At 46.8% G+C, this 21,181-nt stretch carries 19 protein-coding genes; 5 read left to right on the forward strand and 14 right to left on the reverse strand.

Going from position 1 to position 21,181, the window contains the following annotated elements:
- Positions 1 to 457: 457 nt before the first annotated feature.
- The 3 genes from BAZ21_RS20810 to BAZ21_RS20820 form a co-directional block, all read right to left on the reverse strand.
- Positions 458 to 2,068 (reverse strand): S8 family serine peptidase, encoded by a 1,611-nt coding sequence (locus tag BAZ21_RS20810; RefSeq protein ID WP_068504767.1) that lies wholly within the window; start codon positions 2,066 to 2,068, stop codon positions 458 to 460.
- A 514-nt stretch (positions 2,069 to 2,582) separates the two neighbouring features.
- Entirely contained in the window at positions 2,583 to 4,403 is a 1,821-nt protein-coding gene (locus tag BAZ21_RS20815) for a SulP family inorganic anion transporter (RefSeq protein WP_068504769.1), read from the reverse strand.
- 29 nt (positions 4,404 to 4,432) lie between these two features.
- The gene (locus BAZ21_RS20820; protein WP_068504771.1) at positions 4,433 to 4,762 is read right to left on the reverse strand and encodes an ArsR/SmtB family transcription factor; all 330 of its coding nucleotides are present in this window, start codon (positions 4,760 to 4,762) and stop codon (positions 4,433 to 4,435) included.
- Positions 4,763 to 5,306: 544 nt separating this feature from the next.
- Here BAZ21_RS20820 and BAZ21_RS20825 point away from each other — a divergent pair.
- Complete coding sequence (locus tag BAZ21_RS20825) at positions 5,307 to 6,764, forward strand: RtcB family protein (protein ID WP_068504773.1); 1,458 nt, start codon at positions 5,307 to 5,309, stop codon at positions 6,762 to 6,764.
- A 1-nt stretch (position 6,765) separates the two neighbouring features.
- Complete coding sequence (locus BAZ21_RS20830) at positions 6,766 to 8,046, forward strand: AAA family ATPase (RefSeq protein WP_068504776.1); 1,281 nt, start codon at positions 6,766 to 6,768, stop codon at positions 8,044 to 8,046.
- Between the two features lie 57 nt (positions 8,047 to 8,103).
- On the opposite strand, the gene BAZ21_RS20835 is transcribed toward BAZ21_RS20830, so the two are convergent.
- The 3 genes from BAZ21_RS20835 to BAZ21_RS20845 all read right to left on the reverse strand — a co-directional run bounded on the left by BAZ21_RS20835 (position 8,104) and on the right by BAZ21_RS20845 (position 10,464).
- Positions 8,104 to 8,856: an amino acid ABC transporter ATP-binding protein gene (locus BAZ21_RS20835; protein ID WP_068504777.1), complete on the reverse strand. Its 753-nt coding sequence runs from the start codon at positions 8,854 to 8,856 to the stop codon at positions 8,104 to 8,106.
- A 14-nt stretch (positions 8,857 to 8,870) separates the two neighbouring features.
- A complete protein-coding gene (locus tag BAZ21_RS20840; protein WP_007431540.1) occupies positions 8,871 to 9,539 on the reverse strand; it encodes an amino acid ABC transporter permease in 669 nt (222 codons plus the stop codon).
- Between the two features lie 73 nt (positions 9,540 to 9,612).
- A complete protein-coding gene (locus tag BAZ21_RS20845) occupies positions 9,613 to 10,464 on the reverse strand; it encodes an amino acid ABC transporter substrate-binding protein (protein WP_068504779.1) in 852 nt (283 codons plus the stop codon).
- Positions 10,465 to 10,765: 301 nt separating this feature from the next.
- Between BAZ21_RS20845 and BAZ21_RS20850 the strand changes: the two genes are divergently transcribed.
- A complete protein-coding gene (locus tag BAZ21_RS20850) occupies positions 10,766 to 12,070 on the forward strand; it encodes an MFS transporter (RefSeq protein ID WP_068504781.1) in 1,305 nt (434 codons plus the stop codon).
- A gap of 128 nt (positions 12,071 to 12,198) precedes the next feature.
- Here BAZ21_RS20850 and BAZ21_RS20855 read toward each other — a convergent pair whose 3' ends face one another.
- Positions 12,199 to 12,456 (reverse strand): GlsB/YeaQ/YmgE family stress response membrane protein, encoded by a 258-nt coding sequence (locus BAZ21_RS20855; protein WP_068504783.1) that lies wholly within the window; start codon positions 12,454 to 12,456, stop codon positions 12,199 to 12,201.
- Positions 12,457 to 12,750: 294 nt separating this feature from the next.
- Between BAZ21_RS20855 and BAZ21_RS20860 the strand changes: the two genes are divergently transcribed.
- Complete coding sequence (locus tag BAZ21_RS20860; protein ID WP_176718188.1) at positions 12,751 to 13,014, forward strand: YkgJ family cysteine cluster protein; 264 nt, start codon at positions 12,751 to 12,753, stop codon at positions 13,012 to 13,014.
- Positions 13,015 to 13,179: 165 nt separating this feature from the next.
- Here the strand turns inward: BAZ21_RS20860 and BAZ21_RS20865 are convergent, their stop codons facing one another.
- Positions 13,180 to 13,503: a DUF3817 domain-containing protein gene (locus BAZ21_RS20865; protein ID WP_068504785.1), complete on the reverse strand. Its 324-nt coding sequence runs from the start codon at positions 13,501 to 13,503 to the stop codon at positions 13,180 to 13,182.
- 149 nt (positions 13,504 to 13,652) lie between these two features.
- Here BAZ21_RS20865 and BAZ21_RS20870 point away from each other — a divergent pair, with 149 nt between their 5' ends.
- Complete coding sequence (locus tag BAZ21_RS20870; protein ID WP_068504787.1) at positions 13,653 to 14,657, forward strand: LLM class flavin-dependent oxidoreductase; 1,005 nt, start codon at positions 13,653 to 13,655, stop codon at positions 14,655 to 14,657.
- Between the two features lie 342 nt (positions 14,658 to 14,999).
- On the opposite strand, the gene BAZ21_RS20875 is transcribed toward BAZ21_RS20870, so the two are convergent.
- From BAZ21_RS20875 to BAZ21_RS20900, 6 genes are all read right to left on the reverse strand, one after another.
- Complete coding sequence (locus BAZ21_RS20875; RefSeq protein WP_068504790.1) at positions 15,000 to 16,553, reverse strand: cellulase family glycosylhydrolase; 1,554 nt, start codon at positions 16,551 to 16,553, stop codon at positions 15,000 to 15,002.
- A 355-nt stretch (positions 16,554 to 16,908) separates the two neighbouring features.
- Positions 16,909 to 17,160, reverse strand: coding sequence for a hypothetical protein (locus BAZ21_RS20880; protein ID WP_068504792.1), 252 nt, complete (start codon positions 17,158 to 17,160; stop codon positions 16,909 to 16,911).
- Positions 17,161 to 17,349: 189 nt separating this feature from the next.
- A complete protein-coding gene (clpP, locus tag BAZ21_RS20885) occupies positions 17,350 to 17,931 on the reverse strand; it encodes an ATP-dependent Clp endopeptidase proteolytic subunit ClpP (RefSeq protein ID WP_068504794.1) in 582 nt (193 codons plus the stop codon).
- Between the two features lie 20 nt (positions 17,932 to 17,951).
- On the reverse strand, positions 17,952 to 18,725 hold the full coding sequence (locus BAZ21_RS20890) for an RNA polymerase sigma factor (RefSeq protein WP_068504796.1): 774 nt from the start codon (positions 18,723 to 18,725) through the stop codon (positions 17,952 to 17,954).
- 209 nt (positions 18,726 to 18,934) lie between these two features.
- Positions 18,935 to 19,600 carry a hypothetical protein gene (locus BAZ21_RS20895; protein WP_068504799.1) on the reverse strand — a complete coding sequence of 222 codons (666 nt, stop codon included), beginning with the start codon at positions 19,598 to 19,600 and terminating at the stop codon, positions 18,935 to 18,937.
- 59 nt (positions 19,601 to 19,659) lie between these two features.
- Positions 19,660 to 20,592 (reverse strand): DUF2167 domain-containing protein, encoded by a 933-nt coding sequence (locus BAZ21_RS20900; protein ID WP_068504937.1) that lies wholly within the window; start codon positions 20,590 to 20,592, stop codon positions 19,660 to 19,662.
- Positions 20,593 to 21,181: the final 589 nt, after the last annotated feature.

Consider the following 21,181-nt stretch of genomic DNA (forward strand, 5'->3'; position numbering starts at 1 on the left):
CAAACACACGGGCTGCGTGACACGATGTGGCTGACAACCACCTCCTTCATAGAGTATAGAGGCACAAAAGTATATTTGATTGTTCATAGATGGATGTACTTCATAGTGAGTTAACGATTCGAATAGCAAGTGATAAAATTCAGTAGATACCAAGGAGAGAAAGCAGGAGTACTTCGAAGAAAAAGTATGATATATCATTACATGTTATATCATCGCAATTTATATTAAAAATTGTAATATAAATATATAATATGGATAGTATAAAGTTATCAAAACAGATATACAAGTAGTTTTATTGCATTTTTCTTGAAATTCTATGAATTTTATATTCTATTATGTACGAAAACCCCTTTATAGCGGCTGCGTAAACGATGCATTACCAGTTAGCAGGTGTATGCAATCTCTGCGCGAGCCGCTCAAAGGGATTTCGAAGTCTTTTTAATCCTATCTGATCGTGTTAGTTAAGTACTGAATTCACCGCAGCGAGCGCGTCGATCAGGCCGTAGCCGTAGCCATTGTTCGGTGAAGTCCGATACTGGCTGTCTGTCAGCGGCGTTGCTGTTTTCGAAATAACGTCCTCTAATTGATCCACGGTCAAGGATGGCTTGGCTTGAAGCAGCAATGCCACCAATCCGACTGTGTGCGGACCTGCCATGGAGGTACCGTCCCATCCACCCTCATAGGACCCGCCAGGTACAGAGGAACGGATGTTTACGCCAGGAGCCGTAATTTCCGGCTTCACTTCACCATAAGGAGAAGGGCCGCGGAGGGAGAAGCTGGCCAGCTTGTTGTTAATGTCAGTCGCTCCGGTGGCATAGGCTTCCGGCAGGTTCGCCGGATTGGCTACAGACCCGGCTCCACCCGGATTGGTCCATGTGGTGTTGCCAGCAGAGAACTCAGGGAAAATCTGAGCCGCTCTCCATGCTTTCGTAACTGGACGATACCATTCATCCAGGCCAGGTCCGCCGCCCCAGGAGTTGTTCACCACATCCGGTGCAAGCTCAGGGTGCTTTTTACCATTTTTATCTACAGGGGCAAGAATCCACTGTCCACCGTCCAGCAAGATGGAGTCTGTGGTATCCGGGTTGAATACCCGAACGGCAATCCATTTGGCACCGGGAGCAACACCGACTTCATTCGTACCGTTGCTGTCCGAGCCAACGATCGTCCCCATCGTATGTGTACCATGTCCATCTGAATCTGTAGGCAGTGATGCTCCGTTAACCGCATCATACCAACTCAGCTCCGGATTAACGGTTTGGCCGGAAGCATTCAAACCGCGCCATTTTCTTTTCAACGCCGGGTGAGTATACTCTACGCCTGTATCAAGATTGGCAACGACAACCCCTTTGCCGTCAATGCCCTTGGCCCACACTTGTGGTGCTTTGACTTTGGAAATATTCCATTCGACCCGGCTAGGCGTTACAGCATCCTTGTATACAGATTCTTCCACTGACTTCTGTGCATTTTCTTCTGTTACAGCCGTGTCTGCAGCAGCTTGTTCGGCTGTCGCTTCCTCTACTGCTGGCTGGGCATCCTTGTCTATTTCAACCTTTTGCAGCTCTCGCTTTTCATCCGGTAAAATTTTATCCACCTCAGGCAGTGTCGCAAGATTATCCAGCACCTCTTTCGTACTCGTTACCGCCAGCGCGTTGACGATAAAGTAGCTCTTGTACTTTTTAACGTTTCCGTTGTTGACTTCCTTTTTTAAGTATTCTTCCACAGGCTGTTGCGTTTTTTCTGCTGTATCCATGAGCGAGTTCACAACTGTTGTCCGTACAGACAGCTTAGCGGCAGCAGGGGAAATCTGCTCTGCAGAAGCCTTTTGAAAAGCATGCTTGGCAACCGACTCCGTGTCTACCTGATCTTTCAATTTAACCAGATAGGTGACATACTCGCTGTTACTGAACTGCTGGTTCAGTCTGGCTGAAACCTTGGCAGAAATCGTCGAGGCTCCTGCCGAGGAGGTTGTGCTGGAATCTCCGTACACCGGAGAAATGAGAGAAAAAGCAAGCAGAGCGGTAAAACTGACCGACAACGTCTTTTTAATATTTTTTGACTTAATCAATACTTTCCATCTCCCTTTACTTGGTTTTTAAATTCTCAAGGACAACCTTACGGACAGCTGCGTCAAAAGCTCACAAAATAGCCTCTGGTACTCACCTCCTTAAAAATATAGACTCGGAGTGAAATCCATAGGTCATCATTCTGAGGTGAACAACCCTTGGTGCAGACCGCAGGGAACGACAATCAGGTATGGTATATGTGAATAAGTCTTGAAGAAAGTAAGAGAAAAATGAAGAGAAAGGTAGGATAAAAGAAACTAGAAGTTGTCGAGGAGGTAAACATTCGTATATTAAAATACAATTTAAAACAAAACAATGTGAAACATGGTATCTTTTGAATCTAGTATAGTGTCACAAAATCAGATATTCAAGCATTTTTTTGAATTTTATTCCTTTTTTTCTTGAAGCAGAAAAAATCTCTTCCATTTTTCGAAGCAAATGCGAGTCTTGATTGCGCACTTTCTATCGGAAAATAGAAGAGATTATTCGGCATTCAGCAACAAATCTGGAAGCGCGCTATCTGCCGCTATTTACTGATATGGGAACCGGAACGGCAGTATCTGGAAAGGAAGACTTGGACTGCGCGACTGGCTTATGCAATCCTGCTCCTCCCTGCCGCTCTTGCGATTTGCCGCACAGAGTGGCACATTCCCGAAAAGCCATTTGCCTGCATCCAAAGCATTGGTTCTGATTCACCAGTGCAATGGCTGCTGTAATTGCTTCTCCGGTGTGCTCGAAAAAATGATCTTGTCCAATCATGTCGTAGCATCCGGTTTTCTGTAGCAATGCCTGCGGTTGAGGCTGAAGCCCCGACACAAGCACCGTCCCTCCAAACTGCCGATATTTCTGAATTAATGCGGTAAAATTAGCTTCTCCCGTCATATCCATAAAAGGGACCTTGCCCATCCGCAGCAACAAAATCCCTTGCTGGTGGTCAGCCCTGCCTCCCATTCCTGAGCTTTCCAATACGGAAGCTGCACCAAAAAACAGCGGACCTTCCACATTATAGATGGCTACCTGTGGGCAATCATGCTGCTCTGTGACCATATGCGCGCCGACTTTTTCATGTTTTACAGAAGGATCAGGAAGTACCTTATTTACCGAAAGTGTACTGCTCATTCGTTTGACGAACAGCACAATCGCCAAAACCAGCCCCACCTCAACTGCTGTGGTCAGCGTTGTAAAAACGGTCAGCAGGAAGGTAACAACCAGCACGATAGAATCCGCTGTTCGCGTCTTGAGAATATGCGCAAAGTGCTTGCGCTCACTCATATTCCAGGCTACCACCATCAGCACCGGAGCCATACTGGCGAGCGGAATATTGGATGCATATGGAGCAAAAAGCACCAGAATGAGGAACACAACGAACCCATGCACAATGCCTGACATAGGAGAAACAGCACCGTTGCGGATATTTGTGGCGGTGCGGGCAATTGCACCGGTCGCAGGAATGCCGCCGAATAACGGTGTGAGCAAATTAGCAATACCTTGTCCAACCAGTTCGCGATTGCTGTTATGCCGTGCACCCGTCATCCCGTCAGCTACCACTGCGGAAAGCAGAGATTCAATAGCCCCCAGCATCGCAATTACGAGTGCTGGCGGCAGCAGCTTCACGATCAAATCCCAGGTCATCGCAGGAATATGTAGTTCAGGCAAAGAAGCAGGAATATCTCCATAAGCAGAGCCGATTGTAGCCACTTGCCCTGGAAAAAGCCAGACGGCTGCCAATGTTGACAAAAGTAAGCCGACCAGCGAACCCGGCACCTTAGGCCATTTTTTAGGCACCCAAATCAGGGCGGCTAGACAGATACAAGCCGTCAGAATGCTATACACATTCAGTGAAGGCAATCGACGGATCAGCTCTGCCATGGAAGGCAAAAAAGTCTCATGCCGCTCTACCCCGCGCAAGCCGAGAAAGTTGGCAATCTGACCGCTGAAGATCGTCACGGCGATCCCCGCCGTAAACCCAATCGTTACCGGCTTGGGAATAAACTTGATCAGTGCGCCCAGTCTCAGCACACCCATTAAGATGAGCATAACCCCCGCCATAAGACCGGCTATAAGTAAATTCTCATACCCGTATTGCATGACAATCGCGAGCAAAACGGGAATAAACGCGCCTGTAGGTCCTCCAATCTGGAATTTGGACCCTCCCAGCAGTGAAACCAGAATTCCCGCTACGATCGTTGTATATAGCCCATATTCCGGCTTTACCCCTGATGCAATGGCAAACGCCATACCGAGTGGAATCGCCACAATCGCTACAATACTTCCGGAAATCAAATCCTTTCGCAAAGCCCCTGCGTTATAGCCTTCGAACCTTCCTGTCCACTTCATCCCTGTAACCCTTCTTTTCTGTAGTAGCATTACTTCTCGTTACGTATACCTTCCAGCAACGAGATCGCCTCAACCAAATGATTGTCAAAAATCCGCCGTGCCACCGCAAGCAGCTCCTTCAAAAGCGGGTCACGCAATGAGTACACGACCGTTGTCCCTTCCTTGAAGCTGTTCACCAAATTTTTGGCCCGTAAAACGGCCAATTGCTGCGATACGGCAGAACCTTCGGAACCGAGAGCAGTCTGCAGCTCGTTCACATTCCGCTCTCCTTCACTCAGCACCTCCAAAATGCGGATGCGCAGAGGGTGAGCCAATGCTTTGAAAAAGTCGGCCTTAAACTTCTGGAGATCTCCTTCCATGCTTGCTCCATCCCCTCATAAAATTGTCATGTAAACGACCAACAATATCTGAATATTTGAATATTCAGTACAATAACAGCTTTGGGCCAATTGAACTATGATGTTACTCACACTTCACTATGAATATAGTCATATCTTTCCATGCTTCTACCTTATCGGGGTTGACAGCTTCCACAGGTTTCCATTAACATAACAATTAACTTTAAGAAAAGGGGGCCGACAGACATGACTGTGCTTTACATGATAACGACATACAGACAGCAGGATACAACCACATATTTGAATTTTCGTCTCATCGGCCCCGTTCGGGCGACATGATGGGTGACATCACGCTGTCTGACGGCGTGATTAGCCAGGCTTTTTTATTTTTTATGCGATTGGAAGAATAGGTTATTTTACGTATTTATGATGTACGGATCATAAAATGTAGTGACACTTTCGGTGCAGGAAGCCGTAGACGACAAGTCTGCGGCTTTTTTGTTTTTCAAAATCATTTTGTGCAAGACTTTATCCATTTACATGAAGAAGGGAATTACCCCATTATATGAATATACAACATACTCAAAACTCGTCCTTCCAGGAAGGACCCTACAGCCATCTGATGAAGCTTCCGGCAGGTGATCTGACCGTATATGCTTCTCCGCAGCTTTTCTCCTCGTTCGATTACAAAGTGTTCGAGATGGCTAATAACAATCTACAAATCCCGGGAATCCGCTATATGGGATACACACCGGATGTACATGTAGGCGTCGGAACCTGCATCGGTACGACTGCTGTATGGGGAATGGAGGACGGCTATGTATCTCCCTCCATCGTCGGCAGCGATATTGGCTGCGGCATGCGTGTACACCTGACCAATCTGCACAAGGATGCCCTAAAGGAAACCAAGCTGCGCCGTAAGCTGGTCAAGGCCATCGACAAATACCTGCCGATGGAAGCCCATCAGCGTGGACATTATTCGGACATTCGGCTGGAGCATATTGTACGCAAGGGGCTGCATGGCTTGCCCAATAAATATATTCCGGACAGCTACACGCCTAAAAAATCCACCTCGCTCACTCATGTGGAGCACAGTAAGTTCTCATTTGACGAAGAGGTACTGAATCTAGTCGAAGATCGCACATGGCATCGGGCTCACCGACAGCTTGGCACGCTGGGCGGCGGCAATCATTTCGTCGAAATTCAAGCGATTGAAATTGCGGAAGAAAACCGCGAAATAGCCGAAGCCTGGGGCATGTTTGACGGTCAGGTGGCCGTGATGATCCATTCCGGGTCGCGGGCTTGGGGTGGAGCCATTAGCCAGACCAGTTCGTCTGCCATTGCCAAGGTGATGGGTCGTCTCGGACTCGGCACCTCCGACCCGAGACTGGTATTCGCGCCGCTGGATCATCCCGAAGCTGTACATTATGTTGATATGATGTATTCTGCGCTGAACTATGCTGTGGTGAATCGGCACCTGATCGCCTATTCCGTACGTGAAGCCTTCCGCGATGTTTTTGGTACAAAGTGCGAGTTGCGTACCTTGTACGATCTGATGCACAATTATGCTTGGAAGGAATCTCATCCGGAGCACGGCAGCGTGTTCGTACATCGTAAAGGTGCTACACGCGCTCTCCCGGCAGGTCACCCCGACAATCCGCGACCCTATCAGGCAACCGGGCACCCGGCTCTGATTCCAGGCTCTATGGGTACAGCCTCTTATATTATGGTCGGTTTGCCGGGGGGCCAGGATAACTTCCATTCCATTTGCCATGGAGCGGGCCGTATTCGTTCACGCTCTGCGACCAAACGGCTCATCAGTGTGGATGATTTTGCCGGAGCACTCGGTGTAGGGACAGACGACGAGATTGTGGTTAATCAGGCATCACTGGAAAGCATTCTCGACGAATCTCCCCAAGCCTATAAAAACGTAGATGATATTATTGAAAGTGTCACCGGGGCAGGACTCGCAGCCGTTGTAGCCAAATGCAAGCCGCTGGCCGCCCTGAAAGGAGCCAAATAAGTTGAGTATAGACATCCCTGCTATTTACCAATTTGATGAACATACAGATGGGCGGATTACCGGCTATGCCGCATATGCCCGTCTGATCGACGGCATCAGCGAAGCACTCTATCATCGCTATGGCGTAAAATACGAGCTGTATGCCAGTGATGATCCCAATATTGAGTATTGGGACTTGCTGGAGGAGGACATTCGTTCAGGCAGCCCGGAGCTGGAGCATGTGGCGCGGGTCTTTGATCGTTTGGAGGAGCGCACCATTCAATATGACGATGACGGACCAACTCCAGAATACGGTGTGCATCTGTCGATGCGTAATAATGTTTTTGCCTATCCCAAGTGGGGCATCGCGTTGGCGCGGGTTCCCTTCTTCCGTGAGAATGGCGTATATAATGAAGATTACGTATTTGCCATAGGCGATCAGGAGCTGCAAAGCTTCCTCGCGGGAGTACGAGGTCGTGAACGCAAGCAAAATATGAAGCGGGTCACCGTTTTTACCGATACAAGCCGTGGACTTTCTCGGCAGGCAGAGCCGATTACCCGAGCAATTACGCGCGAAGACGTTATATTGAAGGCCGAAATTAAGCGGGATATTTTCCGTTCACTTGATCAGTTTTTTGAAGCAGATCGTACCTTCTATCAGACTTATAACATTCCTTACAAACGCGGTATTCTGCTGTACGGCCATCCAGGCAACGGCAAAACGACACTTGTAAAATCAATTGCAAGCAGTGTACCGGGGCCAGCCGCCTACTGGCAAATTACAGAGTACACAACCAGTGAGTCGGTCAAAGAGGTATTCGAGGCGGCTACCCGTCTGGCTCCAATGGTGCTGGTCATAGAGGATATTGATTCCATGCCGCAAGAGGTCCGCTCCTTTTTCCTGAATACCCTTGACGGGGCTACCTCCAAGGAAGGCATCTTCCTGATCGGAACGACCAATTATCCTGAAAAAATTGATCCCGGTCTGATGAATCGGGCAGGTCGTTTCGACCGGGCCTACGAAATCAGCTTGCCTGACGAAGCACTGCGATTAGCGTATCTCAAGCTGCGTAACTTCCTTGTTTTTGCAGGAGAAGCAGGTACGCAGAAGGCAGCGGCGTTGACCGATGGCTTTTCGCTGGCTCAGCTCGGAGAGCTGTATGTCAGCGCTGCGCTGGAATGGCACGAGCATGGAAAAGCAGATATCGAGCTGATTATTAAAGACATGCGGGGCGAACTGGATAAGAGCCGCAAGCAGGATTGGTTAAAAAACACGGCCGAAGGGCGAGTTGGATTCTTTTGAATATGCAAAGAACCTCTGATGCCCATATTGGTGCAATCAGAGGTTCTTTTCTCTTCTTTATTCCGTTTCTCCGCTCAGACGATTCAAAAACTGAATAGCCCGTGGACTGGTAGGGTGCTCCAGAACGTCATGCGGTGAACCCTGCTCAACGATCACACCCTGATCCATTAAAATAACATGGTCCGCAACCTCGGCTGCGAATTTCATTTCATGCGTGACAATGACCATAGTCATCCCTTCAGCAGCCAGTTGCTTCATGACCTTGAGCACCTCGCCTACCAATTCGGGATCAAGAGCAGAGGTCGGCTCGTCGAACAATAGCACTTCCGGTTCGACCGCCATTGCCCGGGCAATACCGACCCGTTGCTGTTGTCCTCCCGACAACTGATGCGGATAAGATTCTGCTTTATCTGCCAGTCCCACCTTTTGAAGCAGCTCCAATGCACGTTTGCGCGCCTCGTCCTTGTTCTTTTTCTGAACCGTGACTTGACCCTCCATCACATTTTGCACGGCTGTCATATGCGGGAACAGGTTGTAGGATTGAAACACCATACCGGTTCGCTTGCGCAGTGCCAAAATGCTTTCTTGCCGAAGCTTCGTTCCTGTGGCAAAATTCAGTGCAATATCTCCGAGCTGGATCTCTCCCTGGTCAGGAACCTCCAGTAAATTCAAACAGCGCAGAAGCGTTGTTTTTCCAGAGCCGGACGGGCCGATGATCACGAGCACCTTCCCTTTATCCAACGTCACGTTAACACCCTTCAGCACTTCCAGCGAGCCGAACGATTTGTGTATATTCCGAATTTGGATCACCGGTACAATCTCCTTTATCTAACGGAAAAACGGCTCAGGCGCTTTTCCAGGTAATTTTGCAGCACAGTCAAAATGGTGCTAAACAGCAGGTAGATCACTCCAGCCTCGGTATATACCAATAAAGGTTCATACGTGGTAGCTACAATCTGGTTAGCTGTTCTGAACATTTCCACATAGGTAATGGTCGCAGCCAGTGAAGTATCCTTCACCAAACTGATGAATGAATTAGCGAGCGGAGGTACAGATACACGGGATGCTTGCGGAAGCACGATACGGCGCAGCACTTGCCAGCGCGTCATCCCCAGAGAGTATCCCGCCTCCCATTGGCCTTCCTGAATGGAAATAATAGCGGCACGTATAATTTCAGAGCTATAGGCCCCCACGCTAAGCGTAAAGCCGATCACTGAAGCAATAAACGGGTCCAGTGTAATACCGACGGACGGTAAACCGTAGAAAATAATATACAATTGCACCAGTAAAGGAGTTCCCCGAATCACCCATACATAGAAGCCGAAGATCAACTTGAGTATTCTCCATTTGGACAGCCGGGCCAACGCTGTAATCAGCGCCAGCACGAGTCCCAAAGCAAAGGAGATCAGTGTGAGCGGAATTGTAAAAGAAACCCCTGCTTTTAGCAGAGGCCATAATGAATCCATAATGATTTGTATCTGGCGTTCATCCATTATACAGACATCCTTTAAAAAGATAGGTTTGCGAAAATCCGGTTCGACTCGTCGAATCTTCGATCATTCATTGTTATTTGGATACATCGGCTCCAAAATATTTCTCGGAAATTTTCAGGTACGTACCGTCAGCCTTCATGTCAGCCAACGCTTTGTTTACTGCCTTGATCAAATCTTCGCTGCCTTTATTGAAGACAGCTGCGCTATGTGAAGCGTCTGCAGACTCATCCACCTTTTTGATAGGAGCGTCAGGCTTTTGCTTTTTCAAATCAAGATAGGATAATCCGTCATTGACGGTCGCATCCACCCGTTTGGATGTCAGAAGGTCAATGGCTTGGTTGAATCCTTCGGTTGCTACAATTTCCGCACCGTTGCTTTTCGCGATTTGAGTCAGGTTGCTGGTCAGGGATTGCGCGGCCTTTTTACCTTTTAGATCAGCAAATTTTTTGATGTCCGTGTTATCTTCGCTCACAATCAGAACTGCCTTGGAGACAATGTACGGATCGGAGAATTCGTATTTTTGCTTGCGCTCATCTGTAATGGACACTTCATTGAATACCGTATCGAACCGCTTGGAGTTTAATCCCGCGAAGATCCCGTCCCATTGTGTCTCGATAAACTCCGGTTGTACACCCAGACGTTTACTCACTTCAGTCGCAATATCAACGTCGAAGCCTGTCAGTTTGCCCGCAGCATCATGGTAAGTAAACGGAGCATAGGTTCCTTCTGTTCCGATTCTCAGCTTGCCGCTTGCTTTTACAGATTCAAGCGTAGCTGTAGCGGTTGTATCTGCTTTTCCATTGTTAGTTCCGGTGTCTCCGGTCGCAGCATTATTCGTATTAGCGCCTTTATGATTATTACCGCAGGCCGAAACCAGCAAAGCCATCACGATAAGTACAATCGGCAAAAAGTTAAATTTTTTCATGTTAACCACACTCTTTTCCTTGTTCTTGATAACCTAGCACGTGGCTGGCTCATTGAATAGTACATCATTCATTTTGGCACGTCAATGCTTTTATCCAATAATCCCTATGCAAAAGGTAAGTTATATCTTATTTGAAGCCTATAGTTATTCTAGGTTGACTCATTCAGAAGCAAGATATTCATTTTCACAGCTATCGCAGCGACTTTCTCTGTACCTTTACGCTTGTGGTTTCGTATAATGGTTTCAAAATGAAGTTTAGTAATATTTACCTCAATTCTGTTTGAAAGGAATACATACTAATATGGAAACCCAAAATTCAACCCCATCCGCCGCTTCTTCGAAAGGAAAGCACTCGGCCTGGGCTACCTTTACTTCGCCCTTAAAGCAATCCAAAGCATTCACCCTGCTGTGGCTTGGACATTGGATTGCTATGCTGGGAAGCTCAGTCACGACCGTTATTTTGCCACTGGTCATCTATTCCCTGACAGGTTCAACTACAATCATGGGACTGGCAATGACTGTCTATATGCTGCCTAACGTACTTATTCTGCCCTTCGCCGGGATGATCGTCGACAGAATTGATCGAATCCGTCTGCTTCTGTTTACGAATATCGCCCGGTTCGGACTAATGTCTGTTGCAGCGGTGCTGATGTTGACCGGCGGAATGAAAATGCCGTTTCTGTTCATTGGCCTTGCGTTATACGGATTGATGGACGGCATCTTTAACCCGGCTTATTCTGCCTTGCGGGCACAGGTGTTCACACCGGACATTCGCAATGCGGCCAACGCGCTCAGTCAGATCAGTATACAAGCCGTCCGTCTGCTTGGCCCTCCGTTGGGAGGCTTCATTGTATCCTTTTCCTCGCCAGGCGTCGGCTTTGGACTGGATTCTGTCACCTATCTAATCTCTTTTGCCTGCTTTTGGATGCTGAGCGCTCATTTGGCCTCAATCATCGGTAAGCGGCAGGTAGCAGATCCAGAGCAACAGGATCAAGGTGGACAGCATTTTGTCAAGGATTTTATAGCAGGCTTTACCATTCTCAAAAGCCATCCCTGGCTGTGGATTACGATTCTGGCCTTTTCCTTCATTAATATTTGTTATTCAGGCATTATTGCTGTACTTATTCCGTGGCTGTTCAAGGTACATCATAGCTATAGTCCCGTTGTGTACGGTGTCGCAATGGCAAGCAGCGGCGTTGGCGCCATGGTGGGAGCCTTTGTGTATGGGTCACGCAAGCATTGGAAGCATCGTGGTCTGCTGGCTTACCTAGGCGCTTTGGTCAGCGGCCTTGCTTTGCTTCTGTTGTCTGTCATCACCTGGATGCCCGGATTGATTATGAGCATGATGCTCGAAGGCTTCGGCATTATGATATTTGCGATTATATGGGAGACCAGCCTTCAGGAATTGGTGCCCGCCGAATCTTTTGGCCGTGTAGCCAGTCTGGATCTGATGTTTTCCTTTGCCCTACTGCCTGTAGGCTATCTGGCAGTAGGTGCCGTGGCGGACAAGCTTGGCGGCATCTTCACGATTGGCATATTTGCAGCGATCGGCATGTGTATCGTACTAGGCGTTCTATTTGTTCCCCATATCAGGCGCTTTCAATAAGAAACGAACGCTCTTTTTGCAAAATAAAAAAGCTGCTCCCACAGGCTCATTTGCGAACCTTGCGGTAGCAGCTTCTTTCATTTTATTTTTGTGCCTCATGGAGGACAGTCTATTCATGATTCGTAAAATCAGCTTCTGCTCCGCCCTACAGAACGGAAGATCAGGCTTACGATAACAACCAGCACGATCGCACCAATTAATGCAGGAACGATGTAGAACGATCCGATTACAGGACCCCAGTTCCCCAGAACCAAGCTTCCCAACCATCCACCGATAAAACCGGCGATGATATTGCCAATGACACCACCCGGAACATCTCGACCTGCGATAATTCCTGCCAACCAACCAATAATACCACCAACAATCAATGCCCATAACCAACTCATTTTACGTCACCTCGTTTAAGTTTTTATCGTTGTGTTCTATTATTAACCACTCGAACTCCTTTTGATCACACAGAAGACAATTGGTTAATATTACCTTTGGGTAGCACGCTGATTTAGGGGCTTGATAACATCTTACGTACCTCCTCGACGATTTATGCCCCTTGTGTGAAAAGCGTGTCTAAAATACAGTTATCCTTGTCTTCCTGCTTTTTTTGTGCCATCCTCACATTATGGCTTCATTGAAGTCACTTCATGCAACAGTAACAAAAATAACGATTAATAAGGAGTGACCCAATGGAGTGCCGAGTCGGATGCGCCGCGTGCTGTATTGCTATTACGATTTCATCCCCGATTCCCGGCATGCCGGATGGAAAACCAGCTGGCGTACCTTGCCCTCAGCTCACTTCGGATTATCGTTGTCAATTGTTTGGCAAGCCTGAGCGTCCAGCGGTATGTAGTGGATTTCATGCTGATGAGGATACGTGTGGAAGCACCAACGAAAAGGCATTTGAGCTGCTCAGAGAGCTGGAGGAGTCCACTTTACCGGATAGAGCTTAAAACATTAGCATTAAGTTCATTTTCTGATATAAAAAAAGAGCACTACGCCTCAAACGGGACCAGTCCAGCCAATCCCAATTGCGTAATGCTCTTTTTAGTTCAACGAGGGCAGCCCCACACTTGCAGACAAGGTCCGGGACACTGCTTACCAGATACCTTCAAATGTTACGATACAACTTGCTGTTTGGCTGCCGTATCCCCTGTCCATTTTCGCACCCACACAAAATCCATAATCATCAGACCAAACGGAATAAAGGATGCAAACATAATAAACAGAGGCCGCCGGATGGGCCAATGCAATGCTGTTTTGCCATAGATCAAAGCGACGAGAAGGAGCAGAAAGCTCACCCGATATATATTACCAATCACCATAACCGCCTGAGTCAGGCCCGCAGCTTGCAGCGGCTGGTGGGTGAAAAGTATCGCCAAATACGCTATAGCTTGAATCCAGAGCATGAGTCGGACACGCCCCAAAGGTGTTCTTAACACAAATTCGTTCCCCTCTCCAAAAGCAAGGATGTTCTCTCATCCTGCACAATCTTCATTATAACGAAAAGGGGCTCAAACTCCAACCTTCCCATTCTAAGTTTTGACCTAATGAGTTGTGTCTGATACAGTTGTGTAAGAGGTGATTGCATATGCTTAAACTGGGTATACTGGACCAGTCTCATATTCCTGAAGGCGGTACTGCTTATGATGCATTATCCAATACAACAGATTTAGCGCGTGAAGCTGATCAATTGGGATACAGCCGTTATTGGGTATCCGAGCATCATGCGTCCAAAACACTAGCGCACTCCAGCCCCGAGGTCCTGATTGCGCATTTGGCTGCTCATACATCACGTATTCGTGTTGGTTCAGGCGGTATTATGCTGCCTCACTACAGCGCGTATAAAGTCGCCGAAAATTTCCGGCTGCTGGAGGCGCTCCATCCAGGACGCATCGACCTGGGAATAGGACGTGCTCCTGGTGGTTTGCCGCTGGCTACTCGTGCTCTGCAGGAGGGCAAGTATCAATCTGTCGAACAATATCCGCAGCAGATTCTCGATTTAATCGACTACTTCCATGATTCCGTGCCTGACAATCATCGTTTTGCCGGGCTTCATGCCTCCCCGATGATACCGACCGTTCCCGAGATGTGGCTGCTTGGCTCCAGCGGGGAGAGTGCCAGATTGGCCGCGATGATGGGTGCTTCCTATGCCTTTGCCCAATTTTTCGGCACTCCGGGCGGCGTGGAAGCTACCGCACGTTACCACGAGCAATTTCAGCCTTCCATCCTGGGGGATAAACCCCGCTCCATGGCGGCTGTTACTGTAGCCTGTGCGGAAACTGAAGAGGAAGCCGAGCAGTTGGCGTCCAGTGCCAGCTTATACTTCCTTTTGCTCATGCAGGGCAAAGAAATGAGCTCTCTCCCGTCAGTGAAAACGGCAATGTCCTATCCATACACGGAGTGGGACCGCGAGCGGCTGCGTCAGTCCGCAGCATGGCGTGTTGTAGGGACACCTGAGCAATGTAAGGAAAAGCTGCTAAGACTGGCTGAGCAGTATCGTACGGATGAGCTGCTGGTCGTCTCCTCCATTCATGACTTTGATAAACGTGTTCAGTCCTACCGTCTGCTGGCCAAAGTTTTTAATTTGGCATAAACATAGTTGAACGGACGCAGAGCTTCCGAAACATTAAAAAGCCCCCGCCTGCCTGTAATGGCAACAGCGGGGGCTTGTTGTTGAGGAACGGTCCAATGGGACCAAATCCTCGGTACTATGGAAGCAGTTGATGAAGTACCTAAGGAGTACTTGAAATACCACGAAAGTCAAATAGGATATGGTACTTTGGTAGTATATACATTGGAACCAAAGTATCCAAGGTTGCCTCCTAAAGTTCCAGTACCCATATACCAAAGGCGCATACTCTATACTCCAAATCTCCAAATCATCGCAGCCTGAAGTCCCATATTCTCTAGGTCCGAAGTAGTTAACAGATAGATTCTAGGGTTCTATGCCCCATACCAGCTTACCCTGCTGATATACAGTGGCATGGTTCCAGTCTGCGAATGCAGTTTGGTTAGCTCCATACGAATAATCGTTGGTCTCATCAAAATTACTCCAATTCGCAGCATGAATTCGAGACTTGATATCCCCACTTTCCTCGCCAGGCTGAATACTTCCTGCTCCATCGGTGAAAGAAATTTCCACATATTTATCAGCCTTGGCCTTCGAGTTTGGCAAGGTTACAATGGTCCCCTTTACCTTTTCATTGCCTAGCCTGGCCCAATCTACAAAAAATTGCTGGGCTTGTTTGCTTTCATCAGTGTAATAGTAGCGAATTTTCAGATCACTCAGCTTCACAGCGGTTGTACCTGTATTTTTGATATTAAATTCAGACCGAATGGCATTATCCTTTGCGTTCGTATCGCTAGTACGATATTGCAGCACAATCCCCTGGTTATCACTGCCCGGTGTGTTTCCTCCGTTATCGCCACCATTGTTGCCGTCTCCACCGTTATGGCTGGAGCCTTCCAAAATCGCCTGTTTTACGAATTTACCGGAAGCTGACAATTGCGAGTCAGGCCATCCGCCCTTACGGTCAGCATCAGGCAATAGCGCAGCAGAGGTCTCCTCTTTGTCGGCTAGCGACCAGTTTGCCCAACTGATTCCACGACTGGCCATAAAATCAGTCCATACCTTAGCTTCGTTCAGGAACGGACCACCGTCACCCGAAGCGTCGCTTGTCCCCCATTCGGTAACAAATACGCCCACGCCTTTATTCAGCGCATAATCGATCCGATCCCGTAAATATTGTCCATGTGTTCCCGCATAGAAATGTACGGTATACATGGTATTCTTGTCTGGCAATGGATTGTCTGCTGCATCATGTACATCCTGACTCCATGTGCCTGTTCCTGCAATAATAACATTGTCCGGGTCCTTGGCACGAATGACCTGGGATACCTCCAATGCATATGGCCGGATTTGGTTGTTCCACTTCACATTATTACCATTCGGCTCATTGGCAAGCTCATAAATTACGTTAGGCAAATGGCCATACTGAGTGGCAAATTCATCAAAGAAGGCTTTAGCTTCATTTTTATGAATGTTCGGATCTCCATCCGAAAGAATATGCCAGTCAATAATGACGTACAAGCCCAGTTTCTCTGCTGCCTCAATCGCTTCCTTCACTTTATTTTTTAATGAAGGATCTGAAATATAACCGTCTTCTTCAGTGTACAACGCAACCCGGAACAAGGAAATGCCCCAATCGTCCCGCAACCATTTCATCGAATCTTCGTTTATTAGATCCCCAAACCATTGCACCCCATGAGAGCTAATCCCTTTGAGCTGCACAGGCTTTCCACTTTTATCTACCAATTTCCCGTTCTTCACTGAAAGTTGTCCATAACGCTCCACAGGAGTCGTTCCAGCAGCCTCTGCCGTTTGTGTGTTCCAGTTGAATCCGTTTGTTAACGTTAACAGTAATACCGCAGTTAGCATCACCGCAACTTTTTTTGCGATCCTTGGCAGGATCCTTTGCCTTTTCATCATTTACACATTCCTTCCTCTTTTAAAAAGTGTTATCAGTACGTTGTTCTCTGCTTTTCCACTCCTCCCTTCATACAACAAGAGGATCAGGTCCAAATCGATGCCACTTACCTGTATATGGATGATACTACTATTATAGTTAGTTCTATGTTACATTTCGACTTTATGGTATAAAATGAACTAAAAGTCACAATTTTGGGACAAAAGACCCATTCAACATCCGCGAAATTTGACGAATTTTAGCTAACATACGAGAAGACGCTTCCAACTTATTTAACCTAAAAAAAGACTGCATCCCGATGCCTTAGGCTCGGTATAGCAGTCTTGTATATTATCGTGTATGTGATTGATCCCCTTATTACCTCTTGACGGCTGCCTGAGGTTCTTGGGTCGTCTGAGCCTTCTTCTTATCGCCGCCATCCGTCGCTTGATCTGTCAGTACAGTCTCAGATGAGTTGCCCATTACCTTGTCCATGAGTTGCAGCCAAGGTTCTTCACTGCCTCCACAGCTCTCAATATCACCGAGCAGGGACTCTAGCGTGGTTCCTTCTTCCGGCAAATCAATAACTAAACTGTCTTCGTCAACTTGGATGGTGCAGCAGGTTTTCATTGTAAATCCCTCACTTAATTCTTATTTGAGCATGCCGTATGCAAGCTCAGATGGGATCATTCCCATGAATTCCGGGATAAGCCCTTTGAATCCGTCTGAGATTATAATCCTATTGCACATCAATTGCAATGAACAAAGTTTGAACTTTTTCAGAATTAGCGAGGGATCATATGAAATTTTCAAAAACAATTAGATACGTGCAACAATCCGATCAACCAAGCCGTATGCTACCGCTTCTTCAGCCGTAAGGAAGTGATCTCTTTCCGTGTCTTTTTCCACCCGCTCCAGCGGTTGCCCGGTGTGATCTGCCAAAATGCGGTTGAGCTGTTGTCGGCTTTTGATCAGACGCTCGGCATAAATCAACACATCGGAAGCTTGGCCCTTCGCTCCACCCAGCGGTTGATGGATCATTATCTCACTATTGGGCAATGCCATTCGCTTGCCTTTTGTGCCTCCAGTCAATAAAATCGTACCAAAGCTCGCTGCCATTCCTGTGCATATGGTAGATATATCATTTTTCACAAATTGCATCGTATCGTAAATGGCAAACCCTGCCGAAATAGACCCGCCCGGACTATTTATATACATCTGAATATCCTTTTCGGAATCCTCGGCAGTGAGATGCAGCAGCTGAGCTACAATGACATTGGCCATATGGTCCTCAATCTCACCTGATACCATAATAATGCGATCCTTTAATAACCGGGAGTAAATATCATAGCTTCGCTCTCCTCGGCTCGTTTGCTCAATTACATAAGGAATGGTGCTCATTTGTATTAACTCCCTTCTCGTTAAGCGACCATCATAGCCTTGATGTCATGAGACGTATGGGAATTCATTAACGTACCGGAAGGATAAAAGCGCTGGTACAGCACAGAACCGGCAATTGCTATCGGCTCAGCAGCATCGTTCAAGCTAAGCGTAATCCAGCGCTGTATGTCTCCGGCGCGAAAGGCGGCCAAATAAGCTTTAAGCCATTCTCTTTCTCCTTCAAGCTCAGGTATGGATACAGATTCCAGCTTATATCCCTCCCTGTGCCTCTGAGCGAGCAGAGCGCGTGCGCGACTTAAAGCCGCTTTTACCGCACCTTCCGTCGTATCCAGCAGCTCTGCCGTCTCCGGCCCCGTAAAGCCCCATACATCCCTGAGCACCAGGATGGTTCGCTGCCATGGCGATACATGTGTACATAAATATTGAAGCGCCAGCTCCAGATCTGTTGTGTAGTTTTCATTACAATACCGAGCAGACTCCTCATGCCGCCGGGAAAACTCTTTTTCGTCAGGGGCAGATAGGCGCTTTTGGGCGTTTTGCCTGCGAATATGATCAATCCATCTATTCCGCGCGGAACGGATCAAATAAGCCTCTTCATTTTCCACCTCATGCAGGTTCTTCTCAGATTGCAGCATATGCAGGATGGTCGTCTGTACCAGATCCTCGGCATCCCATACCGATCCTGTCAACGAAAGACAGTAGCGATAAAGCACAGGAAGCACGTTATGCAATAATTCATTTCCCTTAGGCGGGGACGATTCATTTGTCATCCGTTCGGATATCACAAAGGCCATGTTTGGGGCCCCCCTTTGCTTAGTCCATTTGTGTTCAGGTGTTCGTTAAAGTAGACGGAATCGCATCCCCAAAGGATACGGCTGTTACAATAAATTTATTGTAGCAAGTAAAACAAACGAAAAACAGATGATTCACGGGGTCTTTGCCACCATGATCATCTGTTCAGGTAAACTTATTCTGCTAAACTGTTGTATAGCCTGTGTACTTCTCAGGCAACCTGAGATTGAGATTTGCGCTCTATAACCAGTTTAGTGCTTGGTTTGACGGCTCTATTTACGACCATCATTAAGGAGACTAATGCAATTCCCCCCATAAAGATAGCCACCGGAATATATCCGGTATGTGAAATCAACTCAACAACCGGGTACAGGATGGCGGGCACCCTGAGCGAATACTCTTCAGCCGTCTCCATATAATACGCCAGCCAGGAGAGAAAGCCCCCGATGAGTAACGTGTACATGAAAAAAACAAACGACGGTTTCATTGATGCCCAAGCGGTATTCGTATATTGCTCATAAGAGTAATCCTGCTTCATGTAACTATACATGTGCTGGACAAACCTATCCTTTTCGTCGCTGGCAAATTCCATTTTCACCTTTTCAGATTTGGAGTTTCCTCCTTTTGTATAGGTAAGAAGCAACGTATCATCAAATTTAGTCAAATTCGTTTGTACACTCTCTATTGTATTTAAGGGAATACAGTTCTCATAGTGCTCCATTTCCTCTAGGGTCACTGTCCCTTCCGAAAGCTGTGCAGTGATTGCTTCTGCCTGAGCTTGATCCAGATTGGTTAGAATGGCATAGGAATGAAGAATAGCAAAGCGTTTATCATCCAATTTATAAATTTGTGTCTCCGTAACGCTGTTAACGGACATCTTATATCCCCCTCTTTATCTGTTTATTTATTAATTTATTTGATCATGTCAGCTTGGGGTTACGGTAATGTCTCTGAATGCTCGCGGTCGTTCGTTTCATCCTGCACCGCTTTTGATTTTTTTCTGCGAAATAATTTAGCAAAAAACTTGCCTATCACACCAAAAACACCCGCACAAGCTGCACCAATAATTACGATAACCTTAACTCCCGCGCCCTTAAAAAAAGCAATTAGTAAGGCCAACAATCCTGCTTTTTTGGCTACCGCCAAGCCTGCTCCTCCCAAAATCAGTCCGGTCAGGCCATATTCGGAAATTTTGTCCGTTGAAGCATTAAAATCTTCGTATCGCTCGCCTGATTTGACTGTCAGCTTGGGCAATATTTTCTCACTCAAAAATTTCTTGTCCGCATCCAAATGCGCAGGATCGGACACTAATATTGCAGAAATATAACCCTGACGGGTAAGCAAACGAACATTATAATTGATCAGTTTCTCCTTGTTTCCATCCTCCGCCAGCATGGACCAGGTAAGATTATGAGTACCTTCATTATAGAAGGGCTTCACATCCCAGCCCGTTACATAAAGGCGATCACTTTCCGCTTTTTCCTTGTTGCTTTCTTCTGTACCTTCTTTATAGCTTTCCAGAATGGCATCCGCATCGATGTCCTCTTTTTCATCATCCTTGATGTGCCCAAGCTCATAGTATTCAAAAACGACTTCCCAATTTTGATTTTCATCCTTAGGAAATATACTTCCAATTTCGTTGCCAGATGGGTTGTCGTGATTCATTCTGCTCGCCTTTGCTGTGTTAGCCGCATCTAGGAAAAGAAGCGAAGTGTCCAAATCAACCTCAGCCACGTTTCCCAAGTCTACCTTTCTGCCGCCTTCTATCCATGTTAATTGTTCATTGGATGAAGCCCATGCGCTACCTCCACTGAATAATACCAGACTAAGCGCTAGCAGCACTCCAAAAATCGTTTGACTCCATTTCAATTTGTCGTTACCTTTGTCGTTATCTCTGTTATCTAGTCTCTTGTTCAAAACGCATTACCCCTTTTATAAATTCCAAAATCCCCCTGTACCCAAATCATATTATCTACTGCTTCATATTTTGTCAATTTACAGTAGTAAAGGGAGTTCCTAAGACCTAATACTCATTTTTATACATATGCATGCAAATTCTCTAATCTAATCGAACTGTTTTTACAATATATGGTTTACAGATAAAGAAAAGCTCATGCAGAACAAGCACAATTGCGCAATGGCTGCTACTTGTCCTTTAAAGTTTCCCGCTTATGAATTCCTAAAAAGGGCATATTCCTTGATATGACAACCTTGTTGACTTTTGTATTAATCTCGAATACATACATCTATCATAAAAAATGTCGAATTTCAGCAGATTAAGGGATACGTAATTCATCAAATAAGAGACTATAGTCCCAGTGACTTTTTTCCTGTTTTTAAACATATGTCATCTTTTTTATTTAAAAGAATGTATAGGCTTACATAGGGTCGATTTATATTAAAATAAGCTAAATATCAAAAAATCTTCCATACAAGTTTCCTGCTTGTTTTGAGGGTT

Origin of the sequence: Paenibacillus kribbensis (genome assembly GCF_001705305.1) — a bacterium.
Classification (GTDB): Bacteria; Bacillota; Bacilli; order Paenibacillales; family Paenibacillaceae; genus Paenibacillus; species Paenibacillus kribbensis_B.

Excerpts from the sequence above, each read along its gene's own strand:
- BAZ21_RS20845 (WP_068504779.1), bottom strand. The coding sequence starts at position 10,464 with ATGAAAAAATTTAACTTTTTGCCGATTGTACTTATCGTGATGGCTTTG.
- BAZ21_RS20880 (WP_068504792.1), bottom strand. The coding sequence starts at position 17,160 with ATGAAAACCTGCTGCACCATCCAAGTTGACGAAGACAGTTTAGTTATT.
- BAZ21_RS20820 (WP_068504771.1), bottom strand. The coding sequence starts at position 4,762 with ATGGAAGGAGATCTCCAGAAGTTTAAGGCCGACTTTTTCAAAGCATTG.
- BAZ21_RS20890 (WP_068504796.1), bottom strand. The coding sequence starts at position 18,725 with ATGGCCTTTGTGATATCCGAACGGATGACAAATGAATCGTCCCCGCCT.
- BAZ21_RS20850 (WP_068504781.1), top strand. The coding sequence starts at position 10,766 with ATGGAAACCCAAAATTCAACCCCATCCGCCGCTTCTTCGAAAGGAAAG.
- BAZ21_RS20840 (WP_007431540.1), bottom strand. The coding sequence starts at position 9,539 with ATGGATGAACGCCAGATACAAATCATTATGGATTCATTATGGCCTCTG.
- BAZ21_RS20875 (WP_068504790.1), bottom strand. The coding sequence starts at position 16,553 with ATGATGAAAAGGCAAAGGATCCTGCCAAGGATCGCAAAAAAAGTTGCG.
- BAZ21_RS20855 (WP_068504783.1), bottom strand. The coding sequence starts at position 12,456 with ATGAGTTGGTTATGGGCATTGATTGTTGGTGGTATTATTGGTTGGTTG.
- clpP (WP_068504794.1), bottom strand. The coding sequence starts at position 17,931 with ATGAGCACCATTCCTTATGTAATTGAGCAAACGAGCCGAGGAGAGCGA.
- BAZ21_RS20895 (WP_068504799.1), bottom strand. The coding sequence starts at position 19,600 with ATGTCCGTTAACAGCGTTACGGAGACACAAATTTATAAATTGGATGAT.
- BAZ21_RS20870 (WP_068504787.1), top strand. The coding sequence starts at position 13,653 with ATGCTTAAACTGGGTATACTGGACCAGTCTCATATTCCTGAAGGCGGT.
- BAZ21_RS20825 (WP_068504773.1), top strand. The coding sequence starts at position 5,307 with ATGAATATACAACATACTCAAAACTCGTCCTTCCAGGAAGGACCCTAC.
- BAZ21_RS20860 (WP_176718188.1), top strand. The coding sequence starts at position 12,751 with ATGGAGTGCCGAGTCGGATGCGCCGCGTGCTGTATTGCTATTACGATT.
- BAZ21_RS20815 (WP_068504769.1), bottom strand. The coding sequence starts at position 4,403 with ATGAAGTGGACAGGAAGGTTCGAAGGCTATAACGCAGGGGCTTTGCGA.